Origin of the sequence: Pseudomonas fluorescens (assembly GCF_000802965.1) — a bacterium.
Classification (GTDB): domain Bacteria; phylum Pseudomonadota; class Gammaproteobacteria; order Pseudomonadales; family Pseudomonadaceae; genus Aquipseudomonas; species Aquipseudomonas fluorescens_A.
Map to the genome: position 1 here is coordinate 1 of NZ_JSAK01000002.1, position 19786 is coordinate 19786.

Sequence of the window (19786 nt, forward strand, 5' to 3'; positions counted from 1 at the left end):
AACATAGAATCTCCCACAGGATTCGCGTACATCCGCCAACCCTGTAGGAGCTGGCTTGCCAGCGATGGCGTCGTCACATCCAACATCTCAGCCGCCTGACACACCGCTATCGCTAGCAAGCCAGCTCCTACAGTATTTTTGGTCGTCCTCCGAGTCTGTGTACACCCATCACCCCTTGTGGGAGCTGGCTTGCCAGCGATGGGGCCGGCCCCTTCAATGCAAGGCTACAGTCAGTCCCGATAGCCCGGCGCCACCCTTTCCAGCAATCGCAACATCGCAGCCCACGCCAACTGCATGGCATCCGGGTCGCTCAACTCACCCTCATCCAGCGGCCGCCCCGGATCGTTGAACTGGCGCTCGGTATGCGCACACACCTCGTGCGATGGCAGCACCAGTTCCCCGGCAGCTTGCGCGGCCAGTTGAATTTCACACGCCTTCTCCAGGTAATACATGCGCAAAAACGCCTGGCTCACGGTTTCGCCAACCGTCAGCAAACCATGATTGCGCAGCATCAGCACCGGTTTGTCGCCCAAATCCCGGACCAGTCGCTGTTGCTCGCTCATGTCCAGCGCCACGCCTTCATAGTCGTGGTAAGCGACCCGACCGTAGAACTCCATGGAAATCTGATTCACCGGCAACAACCCGCACTTCAATGCGGCGACCGCGCAACCGGATTTGGTGTGGGTGTGCAACACGCATTGGGCGTCTTCACGGGCGCCGTGAATAGCACTGTGAATCACGAAACCGGCAGGGTTGACCGGATACGGTGAAGCCTCCACGGCGTGGCCATTGAGGTCGATCTTGACCAGATTGGACGCGGTTATTTCATCAAACATCAGCCCGTAAGGGTTGATCAGGAAGTGATGCTCCGGCCCCGGAATACGCACCGAGATGTGGGTAAAAATCAAATCGGTCATACGGAAATGCGCAATCAAGCGATAACAGGCCGCCAATTCTTCACGCAGGCGCTGTTCGGCCGCGCTGCGTGCAGTCAGGTGGGTGGCGATCTCGTTCATTGTTGTGATTCTCCAGGCTGATCGGCTGCGCAGACAGTAAGGCTGACACGTCAAATCGTCCAGCCAGCGAATCACGCTAGCGCAAGCGCAAGTAAAAAAACAAGTTGATTTTTTACTGTCGGTAAATTTCTATAGGACAATAATAACAACGCCGAAACCCGGTCTTTCGGCTTCAACCCGCCCGGAGTACCCGTACCATGCCGAGCCCGACCCCAGCCTTTGCCCACCTGTTCGAACCGTTGCAGATCCGTGGCAAACGCCTGAAAAACCGCATCATGTCCAGCGGTCACGACACCTCGATGCCCACCGACAACCTGGTCAACGAGCAACTGATCGCCTATCACCAGGCGCGTGCCGTAGGCGGTGTCGGGCTGATCGTGATGCAAGTGGCCGGCGTGCATGACAGTGCGCGTTATACCTCCCACGTGCTGATGGCCACCGACGACGCCTGCATCGAGGGTTACCGTAAAATCGCGCAAACCTGCCATGCCCACGGCACCGTCGTGCTGTCTCAAGTGTTCCATCCAGGGCGGGAAATCATGGAGTCCAGCGATGGCCTGCTGGCGGTGGCCTACTCTGCGTCGGCGGTGCCCAACGAACGATTCCGGGTGATGCCCCGCGCGCTGGATCAGGCGATGATCGACGAGATAGTTGGCGGTTATGCCGCTGCCGCCCGACGCCTGCATCAGGCCGGCATCGATGGCGTCGAAGTGGTCGCCAGCCACGGCTACTTGCCGGCGCAATTCATCAATCCGAGGGTCAACCGCCGCACCGATGGCTACAACGGCGAACTGGAACAGCGCTTGCGTTTCCTGCGTGAAATCATCGCCGCCATCCGGGACGCGACCGATGAGCAATTCATCATCGGCCTGCGCATTTCCGCCGATGAACGCGATCCCGAAGGCCTGACCGAAGACGAATCCCTGGCCGCCGTGCAATCGCTGCAACCACAACTGGATTACGTGCACATCGTCGCCGGCACCTCGGCCTCGCTCGGCGGTGCCGTGCACATCGTGCCGCCGATGGCGATCGAAGCGGCGTATCTGGCCAAGGAGGCTGGCACCTTCAAGGCCGGCTTGAACATTCCATTGTTTGTCACCGGACGCATCAACCAACCGCAAGAAGCCGAACTGATGCTCGCCCGAGGTCAGGCCGATGTGTGTGGCATGACCCGCGCCTTGATCTGCGATCCGCAAATGCCCAACAAGACCGATACCGGCCGAGTCGAAGACGTGCGCGCCTGCATTGCCTGCAATCAGGCGTGCATCGGGCACTTCCACAAAGGCTTGCCGATTTCCTGCATCCAGCACCCGGAAACCGGTCGTGAGCTGATCTTCGGCGAGCGTCAACCGACGACCCATCGCAAGCGCATCATGATTGCCGGCGGTGGCCCAGCGGGAATGAAAGCCGCTGCCGTCGCCGCGCAACGTGGCCACGACGTGACGCTGTACGAAGCCAGCTCACAACTCGGCGGCCAGGTGCAGTTGGCGCAACTGCTGCCGCGCCGTAGCGAATTCGGCGGCGCCAGTACCAACCTGCAACGGGAAATGGCATTGGCCGGCGTGCGCGTGGTGCGCAATATCCGAGTCGACCGCGCCTTGGTCGAACGGGATAAACCGGACATGGTGATCGTCGCAACGGGTGCCGAACCTTACTGGCCGCACTTCGAACGCGGTGGCGAATTGCAGGTGGTGGATGCCTGGCAAGTCCTGCGCGATGAAGTACAGATCGGCCGTTCGGTGGTGGTGGTCGACTGGCGCTGCGACTGGATCGGCCCCGGTATCGCCGAACGCCTGACCCGCGCCGGGCATCAGGTGCAACTGGCGGTCAACGGCACCCATTGCGGGGAAAACCTGCCGCTGTACGTGCGCGATCAACTGGCTGGCGAGTTGCACAAACTCGCCATTGGGATCACGCCTTACGCGCGGTTGTACGGTTGCGACGACAACACGGTCTACCTGCAACACACTGCCAGCGGCGAACCAATGCTGCTGGAAAATATCGACACGCTGGTGTTGTGTCAGGGGCATCAGCCGGTGGATACCCTTGGCGCTGAGTTGCAAGGTCTGGTGGAATTTCGGCGCATTGGCGATTGCCTGGCACCGCGCACCGCTGAAGAAGCGATTTATGAAGGACTGAAAGTCGCGTGGGAGCTTTAAGCCTGTTTATACTCCGGGCCTTCACATCCCCCCTGTAGGAGCTGCCGAAGGCTGCGATCTTTTGATCTTGTTTTTTTAAAGTCAAAATCAAAAGATCGCAGCCTGCGGCAGCTCCTACAGGGTTTGGCGTAGCCACCGGTTCGGAACTAACATGAGCAACAACAGCAAAGCCCAGCCGGCACCCGCCGCCGAACCACACTTTCTCGGCACGCGGATACGCGGCCTGCGCAAACGCCGGGGCATGACCCTGGCGGAACTGGCGCAACAGAGCGAACTCACCGCCGGCTACATCAGCCAACTGGAGCGCAACCTCGCCTATCCGTCGATTCCGGCGCTGTTCAACATCGCCCGCAGCCTCGGCGTGACCATTCAGTGGTTCTTCGCCAGCGAAGCGGTCACCGCTCCCGAAGACGACGGCATTGTCGTGCGCAAGAACAGTCGTCTTAGCGTGCATTACGAAGACGGCATCATCGACCAGTTGCTGACCCCACAACCCAACCAGCAGCTGGAAATGCTCCATTCGCGTTTCCCGCCCGGCACCTACAGCCAGCAAAGCTACAGCCACGAAGGCGAAGAAGCCGGGTACCTGCTTTCAGGGAGTTTCGAATTGTGGGTGGGCGAGCGTTACTTCCAGCTCAACGAAGGCGACAGTTTCAGCTTTTCCAGCCAGGAGCCGCATCGTTACGGCAACCCCGGCGATGTCGATGCCGTCGTGATCTGGGTGATTACCCCGCCGACCTTCTAACGGCGCCCGCGGCCATTTGGTTGCGCGGCGCTCACGCGTTTCAAGGTGTCGCTCGGCAACTCCTTGAACAGCGCGCGGTAGCTGCTGGAAAACCGCCCCAAATGCCAGAACGACCAATGCATCGCCACCTCGGCGACGGTGGTTTGCGTCGGTGTGCTGCTGAGCAATTCACGACGGGCACTGTTGAGGCGACGCAAACGCAGCCATTGGGTCGGCGCCATGCCGGTGTAGGTTTTGAAGGCGTGTTGCAATTGGCGCAGTGACACCCCGGCGACCTGGGACAGCTCCAGCAAATTCAAGTGTTCTTCTGGCGTATCCGCCGCCCATTCCCCCACCCGTTTCATGATCGCCCGTTCCCCCGCCCGACGCTGCAAGGCGCCCTGGTCCAGACAGACGCAGGCGTTGTCGAGAATGAACAGGCAATCGTCGAGCAATTGCTGAGTCAGCGCTTCGCGGCTCGGCGGATCGAACGTCTGCGACAAGCGTGTCAGCGTGCCACTGAGCCAGCGACTGAACAGCGCGTTCTGCTGCGAATTGAGCGGCGCCATGAACAACCCTTCCAGCCTGGCAACATCCAGCGCATGGCGCTGCACGAATTCCGGCCCGAATACTACGGCTATTTCCTGGTAGTTCTCCGGGGTGATCCAGATGTTGCGGCTTTCGCCATTCAACACGTAAAGCGCGTTATCGCTGCGATCGAAACAGAACGCCAGCGACCCTTGCGGCGCACTGAAATTCTGCTCGACCCGAGTGTTCATGTGTTCCTCGTAAATCTCCACGCCCTGCAAGTCCAGATAGCGCACCAGCCCCGCGAAATGCCCTGGCGACATCTGCTGGTAATGCTGAACCCAACCCGGTGTGGCGCGGATTTGCTCGGCCACATCGGCGGTACTGAACGCTTGAACCTGGAGGGGATTACACACTGTCATGGGGCGACCTTTGCGCACTCTTTTGGTGCGCTTTGTGCTGCTTAAAGTGGATAGATGGAACGTTGAGCCTCGCCCAAGATAGACGTCAACGCGCTACAGGGGAAGTGTCCTACAGACGAATCGGCTTTCTCCCGCGTTAACAAAACCAATAACGAGGTCTTTATGAATGCCCCTTTCGATCAGCTGTTCACTTGGCTGAAAGATCACAAGATTACCGAAGTCGAGTGCGTCGTCAGTGACCTGACCGGCATCGCACGCGGCAAAATCGCACCCACCAACAAGTTCCTGCATGAGCGAGGCATGCGCCTGCCGGAAAGTGTGCTGTTGCAAACGGTAACCGGGGACTTTGTCGACGACGACATCTACTACGACCTGCTTGACCCGGCCGATATCGACATGGTCTGCAAGCCGGTGGCCGATGCGGTGTACGTGGTGCCATGGGCGATCGAGCCGACCGCCATCGTGATTCACGACACCTTCGACAAGTTCGGCAACCCGATCGAACTGTCGCCGCGCAACGTGCTGAAAAAAGTGCTGCAGCTGTACACCGACAAAGGCTGGAAGCCGATCGTTGCGCCAGAAATGGAGTTTTACCTGACCCAACGTTGCGAAGACCCGGACTTGCCATTGAAAGCGCCGATGGGCCGTTCGGGGCGTGCGGAAAGCGGTCGTCAGTCGTTCTCCATCGATGCCGCCAACGAATTCGACCCGCTGTTCGAAGACGTTTACGACTGGTGCGAACTGCAAGGCCTGGACCTCGATACGCTGATCCACGAAGACGGCCCGGCGCAGATGGAAATCAACTTCCGTCATGGTGACGCACTGGACCTGGCTGACCAGATCACCGTGTTCAAACGCACCATGCGTGAGGCTGCGCTCAAGCACAACGTCGCCGCGACCTTCATGGCCAAGCCGATTGGCGACGAGCCGGGCAGCGCCATGCACATTCACCAGAGTGTGGGCGACATCGCCACCGGCAAGCCGATCTTCGCGGATGAAAACGGCAGCATGAGCACGTTGTTCCTGAACTACATCGGCGGCTTGCAGAAATACATCCCGAAAGTCCTGCCGATGTTCGCGCCGAACGTCAACTCGTTCCGCCGCTTCCTGCCGGACACTTCGGCACCGGTCAACGTCGAATGGGGCGAAGAAAACCGCACCGTCGGCCTGCGTGTACCGACCTCCAGCCCCGAGGCGATGCGCGTGGAAAACCGCTTGCCGGGCGCCGACGCCAACCCCTACCTGGCCATCGCCGCCAGCCTGTTATGCGGCTACATCGGCATGGTCGAAGGCATCGCACCGAGCGCCGCAGTTCAAGGCCGTGCCTATGAACGCCGCAACCTGCGCCTGCCGATCACCATCGAGGACGCGCTGACGCAGATGGAAGAGAGCGACACCATCGGCCGTTACCTGGGCGACAAGTTCGTGCGTGGATACGTCGCGGTGAAACGCGCCGAGCACGAGAACTTCAAGCGCGTGATCAGCTCGTGGGAGCGGGAGTTCCTGTTGCTGAGCGTCTGATTTCCCCGCTCTCACAAGGGATCACACCTCCCTGTGGGAGCGGGCTTGCCCGCGATGAGGCCGGCACTTTCAACCTCTTGGTTGACAGGAAGGCCGCCATCGCGGGCAAGCCCGCTCCCACAGGTTTAGGTGAACACCGAACGAATCCAATAATTCCAAGAAGGTATCGATATGCATCTATTGAAATCCGTGGTCCCGGTCGCGCTGGGGTTGTTGTTCAGCGCCGTTGTCCAGGCTCAGCCACAAGTCAGCGTCTACAACTGGACCGATTACATCGGCGAAACCACCCTCGCGGACTTCCAGGCCAAAACCGGGATCAAGGTGATCTACGACGTATTCGATTCCAACGAAACCCTGGAGGGCAAACTGCTCGCCGGGCGCACCGGGTATGACGTGGTCGTACCGTCCAACCACTTCCTGGCCCGTCAAGTGAAGGCCGGCGCGTTCCTCAAACTGGACCGCGAGCAACTGCCGAACTTCAAGAACCTTGACCCGAAACTGCTGGCCTTGCTGGAAAAAAACGATCCGGGTAACGAGCATTCGGTGCCGTACCTGTGGGGCACCAATGGCATCGGCTACAACGTCGACAAGGTCAAGCAAGTGCTGGGCATCGACCACATTGATTCCTGGGCCGTGCTGTTCGAGCCGGAAAACATCAAGAAACTCAGCGCGTGCGGCGTGTCGATGATGGACTCGGCGGACGAAGTGTTCCCGGCGGTGCTGAACTACATGGGCATGGACCCTCGCAGTGAAAATCCCGAGGACTTTAAAAAAGCCGAAGCCAAGTTGCTGAGCATCCGTCCTTACATCACTTACTTCCATTCCTCCAAGTACGTCTCGGACCTGGCCAACGGCGACATCTGCGTGGCGTTCGGCTACTCGGGTGATGTATTCCAGGCCGCCAATCGGGCCAAGGAAGCCAAGAACAACGTCAACATCGCCTACGCCATTCCCAAGGAAGGTGCGAATTTGTGGTTTGACTTGCTGGCCATCCCTGCCGATGCCAGCAACCCGAAAGAAGCCCACGCCTTCATTAATTACCTGCTCGATCCGCAAGTGATCGCCAAGGTCAGTGCCTCGGTCGGCTACGCCAACCCCAACCCGGCCGCCAAACAATTCATGGACCCTGAGCTGGTGAACAACCCAGAGGTCTACCCTTCCCAGGAAGTGCTCGACAAGCTCTATATCTCGACCACGCCGCCGCAGTCGATCATGCGCTTGATGATACGCTCCTGGAGCAAAGTGAAGTCCAACAAATGAACCAGTACACCAACGAACACGCCCATTCCTATTACGCCGCATCGGCCAACGGCATGGCACCCTACCCCGCGCTGGCCGAAGACCTGGTGGCCGATGTCTGCGTGATTGGAGGTGGGTTTACCGGCGTCAACACCGCCATCGAACTGGCTCAGCGCGGGCTCTCGGTGGTCCTGCTGGAAGGTCGGCGCATTGGCTGGGGCGCCAGCGGGCGCAACGGCGGGCAGTTGATTCGCGGCATCGGCCATGACGTCAGCGGTTTCGCCAGGCATGTCGGTGAGGAAGGTGTGCGCTATCTGGAGCATGCCGGGACTGAGTCGGTGCAGTTGGTGGGCAATCGGATCCGCGAACATGGCATCGACTGCGACCTGCGGTGGGGTTTTTGCGAGTTGGCCAACACCCCGGCGCAGTTCGCCGGGCTAAAGGCTGAACATGCGCAGCTGCAAGAATCGGGATACGCCCATGAAACCCGTCTGGTCGAAGCCGGGCAGATCCGAGACCAGGTAGTGAACTGCGGTGTGTATGCCGGCGGCCTGATCGACATGGGTTCGGGGCATCTGCACCCGCTGAACCTGGTCCTGGGCGAAGCGAAAGTCGCGCAATCCCTTGGCGTGCGGATTTTCGAGCAAAGTCCGGTGCTGGAGCTGGTCCACGGCAGCACCGTGCAGGTTCGTTGCTCCGGTGGCACGGTACGCGCCGGCAGTCTGGTCTTGGGTTGCAATGCGCATCTGGAAGAACTTGAGCCAAAACTCAGCGGTAAGGTGCTGCCGGCAGGCAGCTACATCATCGCCACCGAGCCCTTGTCGGCAGAGCTTGCCGCGCAATTGATCCCGCGTAATCTGGCGCTGTGCGACCAGAAAGTCGGCCTGGATTACTACCGGCTCTCGGCGGACCGGCGATTGCTGTTCGGCGGTGCCTGCCATTATTCCGGACGCGATCCACGGGACATCGCGGCTTACATGCGCCCGCAAATGCTCAAGGTCTTCCCGCAACTGGCGGACGTGCGCATCGACTATCAATGGGGCGGCAAGATTGGCATCACCGCCAATCGCTTCCCCCAGGTCGGACGCTTGAGCCAGTACCCGAACGTGTTCTACGCCCAAGGCTACTCCGGCCACGGCCTGAATGTGACCCACTGGTGCGCCAAGCTGTTGGGCGAAGCGATCCATGCCGGTCACAGTAAAGGTTTCGACGTGTTCAGCGCCGTGCCGCACATGACCTTCCCCGGCGGCCCTGCACTGCGCTCGCCGCTGCTGGCGCTGGGCATGTTGTGGTATCGGATGCGCGAGGTGCTGGGCTGATACCGTGTAGCACGGAAAGTATTACGCCTCTCAAAACACGAGGAAACGTCCGACACTCTTTTAGGGTTGCCCGTCAGAAGCCCGAAGTTTAGCGTGGTGGCTCCTGACACCAGTGGGGTTCACCATGAAGGATGCGTTTAACACCGCTGCCCGGCAATCCGGGCAGCAACGACAGCCGGCAACATACCGATTAGACTGGTCGGCACTGATCCCGGAGGTCACCATGAGTCCTCACATTCCCCCGATTCCAGAGTTCGAAACCGAAGAGCAGGCAGCCAGCCATGACCGTTGGTTTCGCGCAAAAGTACAAGCCGCGCTCGACGATCCACGCCCCGGCGTCTCGCATGAGCAGGTCATGGCCGATATGCGAGCCTTGATCGAGTCCAAGCGCAACAGGCGTGATGCTGATTGAATGGCGGCCCGAAGCGCGGGCTGAACTATGGCAAATCCTCAATTACATCGGTGACCGCAACCTCGCAGCAGCCATTGAGCTAAACCAGTCTATCGAAGCGGCTGTATCGGCTCTTCCGCAACATCCCTGCCTCTATCGAGTGGGTCGAGTATCCGGGACTCGGGAAATAGTGGTGCATCCAAACTACCTGGTGGTCTATCGAGCGACGGATCGGGTAGAGATCCTCGCCGTTTTGCACGCAAGACAAGAATTTCCCTGATTCCACCTGATCCCTTCGTATCCTCCAGTCGTTTAGCCTTTCGATTTGCTCAATTGCGAGTCACTTCTATATTGAGGGGGTGCTCATCAATTCTGCCCCTCTATCGAGCCTGGCCCATGGCGACGAGTGACCAACTGATCATCTGCGAGCACTGCGACTGCGTGTACGAAAAAGTAACGCTCGCCAAGCACCAGAAAACCCTGTGCACCCGCTGCGGCGGCGTGCTTCAGCGTTATAACGGCTTGTCCGTGGAGCAACGCCTGGCGTTGACCTTCGCCGCTTTGATGCTGTGGATTTTCGCCAACTTCTATCCGGTCATGAGCATCAGCCTCAAAGGCCTGAAAAACAGCGCCACACTTTGGGATTCGGTGGTGGCGCTGAGTCTGGGGCCAATCACCTTCATTGCCCTGGTGGCGGCGATCGCCATGATCATCGCGCCGATTTTCCAGTTGTTGCTACTGATCTGGGTGCTGAGCTTCGCCCTCAAGCAGCAGCGCGCGCCGGGTTTCAGTTTCTGCATGCGCTGGCTTGAATCCCTGCGCCCCTGGAGCATGCTGGAGGTCTGTCTGCTGGGCGCGATGGTCGCGGTGATCAAACTCGCCGGGTTGCTGGATGTGCTTCCCGGCATCGGTCTGTTCGCGCTGGCTGTCCTCAGCCTGATGATGATCCGCATTGCCGGCCGCGATATCCGTGAACTGTGGGACATCGTATGACAACGCCTCCCGTCGCCAGCGATCTCAACCTGTGCCTGTGCCACAGCTGCGGCCTGGCCTGTGACATGACCCATGAACCCCATGAGTGCGAGCGCTGCGGCGCCCCCCTCCATCGACGTAAAACCAACTCGTTGACCCGGACCTGGGCCTACATGCTCACAGCCCTGGTGTTTTACGTTCCGGCCAATCTGTTGCCGGTGATGAACACCAAAATGGTCGGCAGTGGCTCAGACAGCACGATCATCAGCGGCGTGATCGAGTTCTGGCAGCACGGTGCCTGGGACATCGCCCTGATTATTTTCATCGCCAGCATTGCAGTACCGGGCGTCAAGTTCGCCGCCTTGACGCTGCTGCTGGTGACCGTTAAACGCGAGAGCCAATGGGCTCTACGGCAGCGTTCGCAGATGTACCGTTTCGTCGAGCTCATCGGTTATTGGTCGATGCTCGACGTCATCGTCGTCGCCCTGGTGGCGTCCCTGGTGAAATTTCAAGCCCTGGCGGATATCGAACCGCGCCCGGGCATTCTGTTCTTTGGTCTGGTGGTGGTGTTCACCATGCTCTCGGCGATGAGTTTCGATCCGCGGCTGATCTGGGATAAAGAGCGGCAACAACCACAAAATGAGGAGGTCACGGATGAAGTCACAAGCCACTGACGGGCCACTGGTTCCCGGACCGGCTCCGATCAAGACCCGCCGTTTCAGCTTTTCGCTGGTGTGGGTCGTGCCGATTGTTGCGGTGCTGGTGGGGATATCGCTGGTGGTTCACAGCATCATGCAGGAAGGACCTACCATCACCATCACGTTCAAGACCGGTGACGGCCTGACCGCCAACAAAACCGAGGTGAAATACCGCAACGTGGTGATCGGCCATGTCTCGGACGTGGAACTGAGCAACGACCAGAAGAGCGTCAATGCCACGATCAAACTGGTGAAACAGGCTGAAAGCTTTACCCGTAAAGACTCGCAGTTCTGGGTGGTGCGGCCGCGGATCGGTGCTGGCGGTGTGTCGGGCATCGATACGCTGCTGTCAGGGGATTACATCGGCGCCGATATCGGCCAGGACAATGCCCGCGCGAAGAACTTCAAAGGCCTGGAAAACCCGCCAGCCATCACTTATGGCGAGCCGGGAAAACGCTTTACCCTGCACACCCAGGACCTGGGATCGCTGGATATCGGCTCGCCGGTCTACTACCGCAAGATTCCGGTCGGCCAGGTCGTGGCCTACGCATTGGACCCCGATGGCAAAGGCGTGAACATTGAACTGTTCATCCACGCGCCAAATGATCAGTACGTCACCGAGAACACACGATTCTGGAACGCCAGCGGTGTAGACGTGAGCGTCGGTGCCAATGGCTTTTCGGTCAAGACCGAGTCCTTGTCTTCCGTGCTGGTGGGCGGCGTTGCGTTCCGTGCACCTGAATACAGCCCCGATGACAAACCCGCGCCGGAGGAATACGCCTACGAACTGTTCGACGACCAGCTAACGGCCCTCGCCCCGCCGAGTGGCAAAGGACAGTTCATGACCTTGCGTTTTGAACAAGCCTTGCGCGGGCTGAAGGTCGATGCCCCGGTGGAATTTCTCGGCATCGAAATCGGCAAAGTGGTGTCAGTCAATCTGGATTTCGACGCGAAAAAACGCATCTTCCCGGTCAACGTCGGCATCATGATTTATCCGCAGCGCCTGGGCCGGGCACATACGAAAATGCTTGAGACACTCAATCACGATCCGAACGACGAAGCCGGCGCCGTCCGCGTCATCGGTACCTTTATCGACAACGGCCTGCGCGCGCAGGCACGCACCGGCAATCTGCTGACAGGTCAGCTGTACATTTCCCTGGACTTCTACCCTAAAGCGGAAAAAGTCGCGTTTGATCCATCCGCCCGTCCGGTCAGTATTCCGACCGTTCCAGGCAGCCTCGAACAATTGCAGGAAAAACTCGAGGCCATGGTCAACAAACTCAACCAACTGCCCATCGAGCGCATCGCCGGCAATCTGGACAGCAACCTCGTCGAACTGCGCAAAGGCCTGGTGCAATTCAATGCCAAGACCCTGCCGGGCGTGCAGACCACATTGATGGATGCGAGCAAGACGTTCCAATCAGCGACTACGACCTTGCAATCGGCCAATTCGACCATCGCCGAAGACTCGCCGCAACGGGAAAAACTCGGGCAGACCATGGACGATCTCGCGCGCACGTCGCGTTCCTTGCGCGACCTGGCGGATTACCTGGGTCGGCATCCGGAATCGCTGATTCGCGGTCGTCCGGATAATGCCGCGCCGATGGATATGAAAGGGCCGCCGAGCAAATGACCACAGGAGCAACATTCATGGCATTTCCACTGAAAATCACATTGGTCGCTGCGCTGTCGTTGCTCGCCGCTTGCCGCAGTGATCCGATCCAGTTTCACACCTTGACCCCCGCCCAGTTGACGGGCAGTTCACGCAATACGGCGGATATCCAGATTGAAAGCCTCACGGTTCCGCCGCAGGTCGATCGCCCGCAGATCGTCGTGCGCCAGGGCAATACCGGCATGGCGATCCTTGAAACCGAGTGGTGGGGAGCCAGTCTGGTGGATGAATTGCGCAGTGCGCTGGACGACCAGATGATCAACAACAATCCGCAACGCAGGCTATCCGTACGCATCGAGGTGCAGCGTTTTGATTCGGTGCCTGGCCAGTACGGGTTGCTCGACGTGAAATGGCGCCTTCGCACCGGCAATGGAAGTGAGGACGTCATGGAAACGTGTCGCAGCACTTTGCAGACACCGTCCGGCCCGTCCATTGATGAATTGGTGGCGGCGCAGCAGAACAACGTCAAACGCCTGGCCGCACTGATCAGCCAGGCAGCGACAGGTACGCAAAAAGGTTGTCCGTCAGTCCTGTAGGAGCTGCCGCAGGCTGCGATCTTTTGGCTTTGTTTTTAAAAATCACGATCAAAAGATTGCAGCCTGCGGCCGCTCCTACAAGGTTACGTAGTCGACCGTTTTAACGATTTTTTCTCATTCGGGGTCTTACATTAGCCGCGCCGTAAATCTGCAAATGATTCGTATTGATCTAGAATAATTGACGTCCTTCCTATGTCGATTCGCTCGAATCAGCCTGCAAGACTAAAAAACCAGGAGCTGGCGCCGCATGAAGTCCCCTATCCCTTCGTTTCTCAAAAAGGCCTTGCTGGCCACCGCGTTGCTGAGTACCGCTCAGGTCTATGCGGCCGATACCGTCGGCATCGTCGTCTACAACGCCCAGCATGAAAGCCTGACCAAATCCTGGGTCGAAGGTTTTACGCAGGAAACCGGTATTCCGGTGACCTTGCGCAACGGCGATGACACCGAAATGGGTAACCAGATCGTGCAGGAAGGCGCCGAATCGCCGGCCGATGTGTTCCTCACTGAAAACTCCCCGGCCATGGTCCTGGTCGATAGCGCAGGCTTGTTTGCCCCCGTCGACAAAGCCACCCTCGAGCAAGTCGATTCAGCCTACCGCCCGGCCCACGGCAAATGGGTGGGGATCGCCGCGCGTTCCACGGTGTTCGTCTACAACCCGAGCAAACTGCCGGAAGCCGACCTGCCTAAATCGCTGATGGATCTCGCCGCTCCGAGCTGGAAAGGTCGCTGGGGCGCCTCGCCGGGCGGTGCCGACTTCCAGGCCATCGTCGCCGCCATCCTCGAACAGAAAGGCGAAGCCGCTACCCTCGAATGGCTGAAGGCGATGAAAACCAACTTCACTGCGTACCGGGGTAACAGTTCCGTGCTCAAAGCGGTGAATGCCGGGCAAATCGACAGTGGCGTGATCTACCACTACTACAGCTTTGTCGATCAGGCCAAGACCGGCGAAAACAGCAAGAACACCGCCCTGCACTACTTCAAGCACAAAGATCCAGGCGCGTTCGTCAGCATCTCCGGCGGCGGCGTCCTGGCCTCGAGCAAAAACAAGGAACAAGCCCAGGCCTTCCTTAAATGGATTACCGGCAAGGACGGCCAGGCCATCCTCAAGAATGGCAAATCGTTTGAATACGCCGTGGGCAAAAACGCTGAATCCAACCCTAAACTGATGCCTTTGCAACAGCTTGACGCCCCCACCGTCGATGCCTCGAAACTCGACAGTAAGAAAGCCGTGGAGTTGATGACTCAGGCGGGACTGCTCTAATTGATACCTGAAATCCTGCCGGCGGGTGTCGCCGAGACGATACCTGCCAACCTGCGTCGACGTTCACGCGGCGTGTTCGCGAGCCGCGGTGGCGCGTGGGTGGTCGGTTTGTCGGTGTTGGTTTCGTTGCTGGCACTGCTGCCCATTGCGTATGTCATCGGCGTGTCGTTGCAAACCGGCTGGCAAACCGTTGTGACCCTGGTATTCCGGCCCCGTGTCGGTGAACTGCTGGTCAACACCTTGTTGCTGGTACTGCTGACGATCCTCTTGTGCATCGCGTTGGGGGTGACGCTGGCCTGGTTGACCGAACGCACGAATTTGCCCGGACGACGCTGGTGGTCCTTGCTCGCCACCGCGCCGCTGGCGGTGCCCGCCTTCGTCCACAGCTATGCCTGGGTCAGTCTGGTGCCACCGATTCACGGTTTGTTTGCCGGCGTGCTGGTGTCGGTGATTGCTTACTTTCCGTTTCTATACCTGCCGGTTGCAGCGACCCTGCGCCGGCTCGATCCCGCCATCGAAGACGTTGCCGAATCCCTGGGGCTCAAACCCTGGGCGGTGTTTTTCCGCGTGGTCCTGCCGCAATTGCGCCTGGCCATCTGCGGCGGCGCCCTGCTCGTCGGTCTGCACTTGCTGGCCGAATACGGTTTGTACGCGATGATCCGTTTCGACACCTTCACCACGGCGATCTTCGATCAGTTCAAATCCACCTTCAACGGCCCTGCCGCACACATGCTGGCCAGTGTGTTGGCGCTGTTTTGCTTGCTGATGTTAACGGTGGAGTCGGCGGCCCGCGGTACCGCGCGCTATGCCCGCGTTGGTTCGGGCAGCGCCCGTGAACAACGGATCGTATGCCTGGGCGTTACGTCGAAAGTCCTCGCCTTTGCCCTGCTGATCATCACCTGCGTATTGGCTCTGGGCGTGCCATTAATGACACTGGGCAGATGGTTGATCGCCGGGGGCACGGAAGTCTGGGACCTGACCGAGCTGTGGCCGGCCCTGGAGCAGACTCTGCTATTCGGCATCGCGGGCGCTGCCCTGACAACTTTGGCAGCGATTCCGATTGCCTGGCTGTCGATCCGCTCCCCCGGACGACTGCAACGCCTGCTGGAAAGCTGCAACTACATCACCAGTTCCTTGCCGGGAATCGTCGTCGCCCTGGCCCTGGTGACAGTCACGATCCATTTTGCCCGGCCGATTTACCAGACCACCATCACCGTGTTGCTGGCTTACCTGCTGATGTTCCTGCCGCGCGCGTTGGTGAGCTTGCGTGCGGGCATCGCCCAAGCGCCGGTGGAACTGGAAAACATCGCCCGCAGCCTGGGCCGTTCGCCCGCCCGGGCATTGTGGCTGATCACCCTGCGCCTGGCCGCACCGGGTGCCGCCGCGGGTGCTGCGCTGGTCTTTCTGGCGATCACCAACGAATTGACCGCGACCCTGCTGCTTGCCCCGAACGGTACACGCACCCTGGCGACCGGGTTCTGGGCGATGACCAGCGAAATCGATTACGCCGCGGCGGCGCCTTACGCGCTGCTAATGATTGTGCTGTCGATGCCGCTGACCGGACTCCTTTATCACCAATCCAAAAAAACGGCTGGCCGATGAACGCTTTAGAACTGCATTCGATCTCGAAGTCCTACGGTTCCCATCGGGCTCTGGAAAACGTCAGCCTGTCGGTGCCCGCCGGCAGCCGCACGGTGATTGTCGGCCCGTCCGGCTCGGGAAAAACCACGCTGCTGCGGATGATCGCCGGTTTCGAATTTCCCGATACTGGCCGCCTGTCCCTCAACGGGCAGACCCTGGTCGACAGCACCCATGAAGTTCCCGCCCATCAACGCCTGATTGGTTATGTTCCGCAGGACGGCGCGCTGTTTCCACACATGACCGTGGCTTCCAACATCGGCTTCGGGCTGACAATCAAGGGCAGTGAAAAACAGCAAAGAATCGCTGAGTTGATGGACAGCGTCGCCCTGGATTCACACATGGCCGAGCGCTGGCCCCACGAACTGTCGGGCGGTCAGCAGCAACGTGTGGCCCTGGCCCGCGCCCTGGCCCAACAACCACGACTGATGCTGCTGGACGAGCCGTTTTCGGCACTCGATACCGGTTTGCGCGCCACCATGCGCAAGCTGGTGGCGAGGTTGCTGGCCGAGGCAGGCGTCACCACCATTCTGGTGACCCATGACCAGAGCGAGGCGCTGTCCTTCGCCGATCAGCTGGCGGTGATGCGCCACGGCCGACTGGTGCAGTCGGGGCATCCGCTGGACCTGTATCGCTACCCTGACGATGTGCAAACGGCGTTGTTTCTCGGCGACGCCGTGGTCATGCCCGCCCGTATCGAAGCCGGTTGGGCCCATTGCGATCTGGGGCGGATACCGGTCAATAACCACCGCAACAACAGCGCCGCGCAGATCATGTTGCGTCCTGAACAACTGCAGTTGGCCAGTATCCTGCCCCACACCGCAGAAGTCGTGGGTTGCCGCGCCGTGGTCACCGACCGGGACTTCAGCGGCAATACCTGCACGCTGACGGTGGAGTTGCAGTCGTCGGCCTCTGGTGAGCAATCCGGTCGATCGCTGCTGGTACGCAGTTCTGGCATGTATGCGCCACCGGCCGGCAGCGCTGTTCATGTCTCGACCATCGGCCATGCCCACGTGCTGAGCGAACCTTGAGCGCTGAGCGTCAAAGATCGAAACGGTCCACCGCCCGACGCCGTTCGTTGTCGTCGCGCACATCGTAGTTGGCGGTTGTCTGGATGTTGCTGTGATGGGCGAGTTTCTGGGCGATCGACAGATCGTGTTCTTCGATCACTCGGGTGATGAATGAACGACGGAAATCATGGGGCATGATTTTCACCCCCACCTGCGCACCGCGCTGCCGGGCTATGTAATAGATCGCGTGTTTGGTGATGCGCTCGCGGGTGATGTGACTGCCACGGCGAATCCGGTTGAACAGGAACGAGTCGTCCACCTCGCCTTCCTTCAGCATTGATCGGCGCAACTCCAGCCAGGCGTCGAGTTTGGCAAACGCCCAGGCCGGGGCATATTTGATCAACTGCTTGTTGCCCTTGGCGGTGACACGCAAGCTGCGTTCGGTGAAATCGACCTGATCCAAATCGAGGTTCACCGATTCCGATTTGCGCATCCCCGAACCGTACAGAATCCCGATGATCGCCGCGTCCCGCAGACCTTGCGGCCGTGGATCGGCGGCGCAGACTTCCATCAATTCCTGGATCAGCGTGCGCCGAAGGTTCCGGCCCTGAGACAGCCGTGTACCGGCAATACCCTTGACCGAGCGCATTTTCAGCAAGTGTTCCTGGCTGATCAGGCTCATGCGCCACGCTTCGTTCATCACCCCGCGCACGGCGTTGACGTACAGCGACGAGGTGTTCGGCGCGTAACCATCGGCACGCAAGGCCGCCACCAGCGCAATCACGTCCTCGGGTTGCAGGTTGTGCCAGGGAATTTCCTCGATGTTCATGTCTTCGAAGCCCAGGCGGTCGGCGGCATCCTGCAACACATAGCGCATGGTCAGTTGGCTGGACGGCGCGAGACGCGCCAGATACAGGGTAAGCGGATTGGTCTGTGGGGTATTTGCAGCAACAGCGGGTAAGTCAGTCAAACGAAACGGCCTTGAATAAAAATACTGAAAGTAAGCAAAAAAGGATCGGGCGTTACGCCCGTGGCGAGGAAGCTTGCTCCCGCTGGACTGCGCAGCAGGCCCATTTCTTGTGGCCGCTTCGCGGCCAAGCGGGAGCAAGCTCCCTCGCCACAGGTAATCCGCGTTATCGGATCGGCATGGGGCGTTACGCTGCCGCTCAAGGCAGGGAAAGTCAATTACCGTGCGGCAGCGGCCCGTGTCTGGGCGATAGATGAACTGAAATATGGCCGTGTTAATCCTGAACCGGAGTCGATCGGGACAGGAGTGCCTCATGAAAATCAGTGTGTTTGGTAGCGGTTATGTTGGCCTGGTGCAGGCAGCGGTTCTGGCTGAAGTCGGCCACGACGTGGTGTGCATGGACATTGACCAGAAAAAAGTCGAGCTGCTGCAACAGGGCCACGTGAGCATTTTTGAACCGGGGCTGGCCAGCCTCGTGCGCGAAGGCCTGGATGCCAAACGGTTGCAGTTCACCAGCGATGAGAAACTCGCGGTGCAACACGGCCACGTGCTGTTTATCGCGGTCGGCACGCCGTCCCGGGACGATGGCTCGGCAGACCTGCGTTACGTGTTGTCGGTGGGCGAAGCTGTGGCTCGCCATCGCGAACAACCGGTGATCCTGGTGGAGAAATCCACGGTCCCGGTGGGCACCGGCGATACCTTGCGCGCGCACATCGATAAATGTCTGATCAAGGTCGGGCGCCTGCTGCAGTTCGATATCGTCTCCAACCCCGAATTTCTCAAGGAAGGCTCGGCCGTGGCCGATTGCCGGCGCCCGGACCGCATCGTCATCGGTTGCGAACGTGATGAAGTGCGTGACGTGATGCGTGACCTGTATGCACCGTTCAACCGCAACCATGACCGGATCATGTTCATGGACCTGCGCAGCGCCGAGCTGACCAAGTACGCCGCGAACTGCATGCTGGCGACCAAGATCAGCTTCATCAACCAGATTGCCGAACTGGCCGAACACCTGGGTGCCGACATCGAATCGGTACGGCTGGGCATCGGCGCCGATTCGCGCATCGGTTATCACTTCATCTACCCCGGTTGCGGCTATGGCGGCTCGTGCTTTCCCAAGGACATGCGCGCGCTGATCCACAGCGCCGAAGAGGCCCACTGCTCCAGCGACCTGCTGCAAGCGGTGGAAGCTATCAACCAACGGCAGAAACACAAGCTCTTCGAGCGCATCAAGGCGTTCTACCAGGGCGATTTGCGTGGCAAGACCTTCGCTGTGTGGGGCCTGGCGTTCAAACCCAACACCGACGACATGCGCGATGCCCCGAGCCGCGTGCTGCTGGAAGCACTGTGGGCCGCTGGCGCCAACGTGCGCGCGTTCGACCCGGAAGCCATGCAGGAAACCCAGCAGCTGTATCCCGATGAATCGAAGCTGATGCTCATGGGCACGCCGGAATCGGTGCTGGCCGGCGCCGATGCGCTGATCATCTGCACCGAATGGCAACAGTTCAAGGCCCCGGATTTCGAACTGATTCGCCAACGGCTGAATGCACCCGTGATCTTCGATGGTCGCAACCTCTACGACGCTGACCGCCTGGCGCGCAATGGCTTCACCTATTTCCCGATGGGCCGTGGCGAGTCGCGCCACTTGCCGATTCCGCTGCAGCGCTGGCCGGCGGCATCGATTGTCGCCTGATCGCCTGACACCAAAGGAGC

The 19786-nt window shown here is 59.7% G+C and carries 18 protein-coding genes; 15 read left to right on the forward strand and 3 right to left on the reverse strand.

The window, feature by feature from the left end; genetic code table 11:
• Positions 1 to 230: 230 nt before the first annotated feature.
• The gene (locus tag NL64_RS01610; protein WP_034146415.1) at positions 231 to 1016 is read right to left on the reverse strand and encodes a class II aldolase/adducin family protein; all 786 of its coding nucleotides are present in this window, start codon (positions 1014 to 1016) and stop codon (positions 231 to 233) included.
• A 197-nt stretch (positions 1017 to 1213) separates the two neighbouring features.
• Between NL64_RS01610 and NL64_RS01615 the strand changes: the two genes are divergently transcribed.
• A complete protein-coding gene (locus NL64_RS01615) occupies positions 1214 to 3175 on the forward strand; it encodes an FAD-dependent oxidoreductase (RefSeq protein WP_034146416.1) in 1962 nt (653 codons plus the stop codon).
• A 151-nt stretch (positions 3176 to 3326) separates the two neighbouring features.
• Positions 3327 to 3920 carry a cupin domain-containing protein gene (locus tag NL64_RS01620; protein WP_034146417.1) on the forward strand — a complete coding sequence of 198 codons (594 nt, stop codon included), beginning with the start codon at positions 3327 to 3329 and terminating at the stop codon, positions 3918 to 3920.
• Here the strand turns inward: NL64_RS01620 and NL64_RS01625 are convergent.
• Positions 3917 to 4849 carry a helix-turn-helix domain-containing protein gene (locus NL64_RS01625; RefSeq protein WP_034146418.1) on the reverse strand — a complete coding sequence of 311 codons (933 nt, stop codon included), beginning with the start codon at positions 4847 to 4849 and terminating at the stop codon, positions 3917 to 3919. The genes NL64_RS01620 and NL64_RS01625 overlap by 4 nt on opposite strands.
• Positions 4850 to 5011: 162 nt before the next feature.
• Between NL64_RS01625 and NL64_RS01630 the strand changes: the two genes are divergently transcribed.
• The 12 genes from NL64_RS01630 (at position 5012) to NL64_RS01680 (ending at position 17127) form a co-directional block, all read left to right on the forward strand.
• On the forward strand, positions 5012 to 6370 hold the full coding sequence (locus tag NL64_RS01630) for a glutamine synthetase family protein (RefSeq protein ID WP_034146419.1): 1359 nt from the start codon (positions 5012 to 5014) through the stop codon (positions 6368 to 6370).
• Between the two features lie 171 nt (positions 6371 to 6541).
• A complete protein-coding gene (locus NL64_RS01635) occupies positions 6542 to 7630 on the forward strand; it encodes a polyamine ABC transporter substrate-binding protein (RefSeq protein WP_034146420.1) in 1089 nt (362 codons plus the stop codon).
• Positions 7627 to 8928, forward strand: coding sequence for an NAD(P)/FAD-dependent oxidoreductase (locus tag NL64_RS01640; RefSeq protein WP_034146421.1), 1302 nt, complete (start codon positions 7627 to 7629; stop codon positions 8926 to 8928). Before NL64_RS01635 ends, NL64_RS01640 begins: the two co-directional genes overlap by 4 nt.
• Positions 8929 to 9151: 223 nt before the next feature.
• Positions 9152 to 9340, forward strand: a complete 189-nt coding sequence (relB, locus tag NL64_RS01645; RefSeq protein ID WP_034146422.1) for a type II toxin-antitoxin system RelB family antitoxin — start codon at positions 9152 to 9154, stop codon at positions 9338 to 9340.
• Positions 9330 to 9599, forward strand: a complete 270-nt coding sequence (locus NL64_RS29280; protein ID WP_080757827.1) for a type II toxin-antitoxin system RelE/ParE family toxin — start codon at positions 9330 to 9332, stop codon at positions 9597 to 9599. Before relB ends, NL64_RS29280 begins: the two co-directional genes overlap by 11 nt.
• 116 nt (positions 9600 to 9715) lie before the next feature.
• Positions 9716 to 10312: a paraquat-inducible protein A gene (locus tag NL64_RS01650; protein ID WP_034146423.1), complete on the forward strand. Its 597-nt coding sequence runs from the start codon at positions 9716 to 9718 to the stop codon at positions 10310 to 10312.
• Positions 10309 to 10965: a paraquat-inducible protein A gene (locus tag NL64_RS01655; RefSeq protein ID WP_034146424.1), complete on the forward strand. Its 657-nt coding sequence runs from the start codon at positions 10309 to 10311 to the stop codon at positions 10963 to 10965. Before NL64_RS01650 ends, NL64_RS01655 begins: the two co-directional genes overlap by 4 nt.
• A complete protein-coding gene (locus NL64_RS01660; protein ID WP_034146425.1) occupies positions 10946 to 12622 on the forward strand; it encodes an intermembrane transport protein PqiB in 1677 nt (558 codons plus the stop codon). Before NL64_RS01655 ends, NL64_RS01660 begins: the two co-directional genes overlap by 20 nt.
• A gap of 17 nt (positions 12623 to 12639) precedes the next feature.
• On the forward strand, positions 12640 to 13197 hold the full coding sequence (locus NL64_RS01665; RefSeq protein ID WP_034146426.1) for a PqiC family protein: 558 nt from the start codon (positions 12640 to 12642) through the stop codon (positions 13195 to 13197).
• 247 nt (positions 13198 to 13444) lie between these two features.
• Entirely contained in the window at positions 13445 to 14458 is a 1014-nt protein-coding gene (locus tag NL64_RS01670; protein ID WP_034146427.1) for an iron ABC transporter substrate-binding protein, read from the forward strand.
• A 3-nt stretch (positions 14459 to 14461) separates the two neighbouring features.
• A complete protein-coding gene (locus NL64_RS01675) occupies positions 14462 to 16060 on the forward strand; it encodes an ABC transporter permease (RefSeq protein WP_034146700.1) in 1599 nt (532 codons plus the stop codon).
• A complete protein-coding gene (locus NL64_RS01680; protein WP_034146428.1) occupies positions 16057 to 17127 on the forward strand; it encodes an ABC transporter ATP-binding protein in 1071 nt (356 codons plus the stop codon). The genes NL64_RS01675 and NL64_RS01680 overlap by 4 nt, the downstream gene beginning before the upstream one ends.
• Positions 17128 to 17137: 10 nt before the next feature.
• Here NL64_RS01680 and NL64_RS01685 read toward each other — a convergent pair whose 3' ends face one another.
• Entirely contained in the window at positions 17138 to 17983 is an 846-nt protein-coding gene (locus NL64_RS01685) for a site-specific integrase (protein ID WP_437176905.1), read from the reverse strand.
• A gap of 403 nt (positions 17984 to 18386) precedes the next feature.
• On the opposite strand from NL64_RS01685, the gene NL64_RS01690 reads away from it, so the two are divergent.
• On the forward strand, positions 18387 to 19766 hold the full coding sequence (locus tag NL64_RS01690) for a UDP-glucose dehydrogenase family protein (RefSeq protein WP_034146430.1): 1380 nt from the start codon (positions 18387 to 18389) through the stop codon (positions 19764 to 19766).
• Positions 19767 to 19786: the final 20 nt, after the last annotated feature.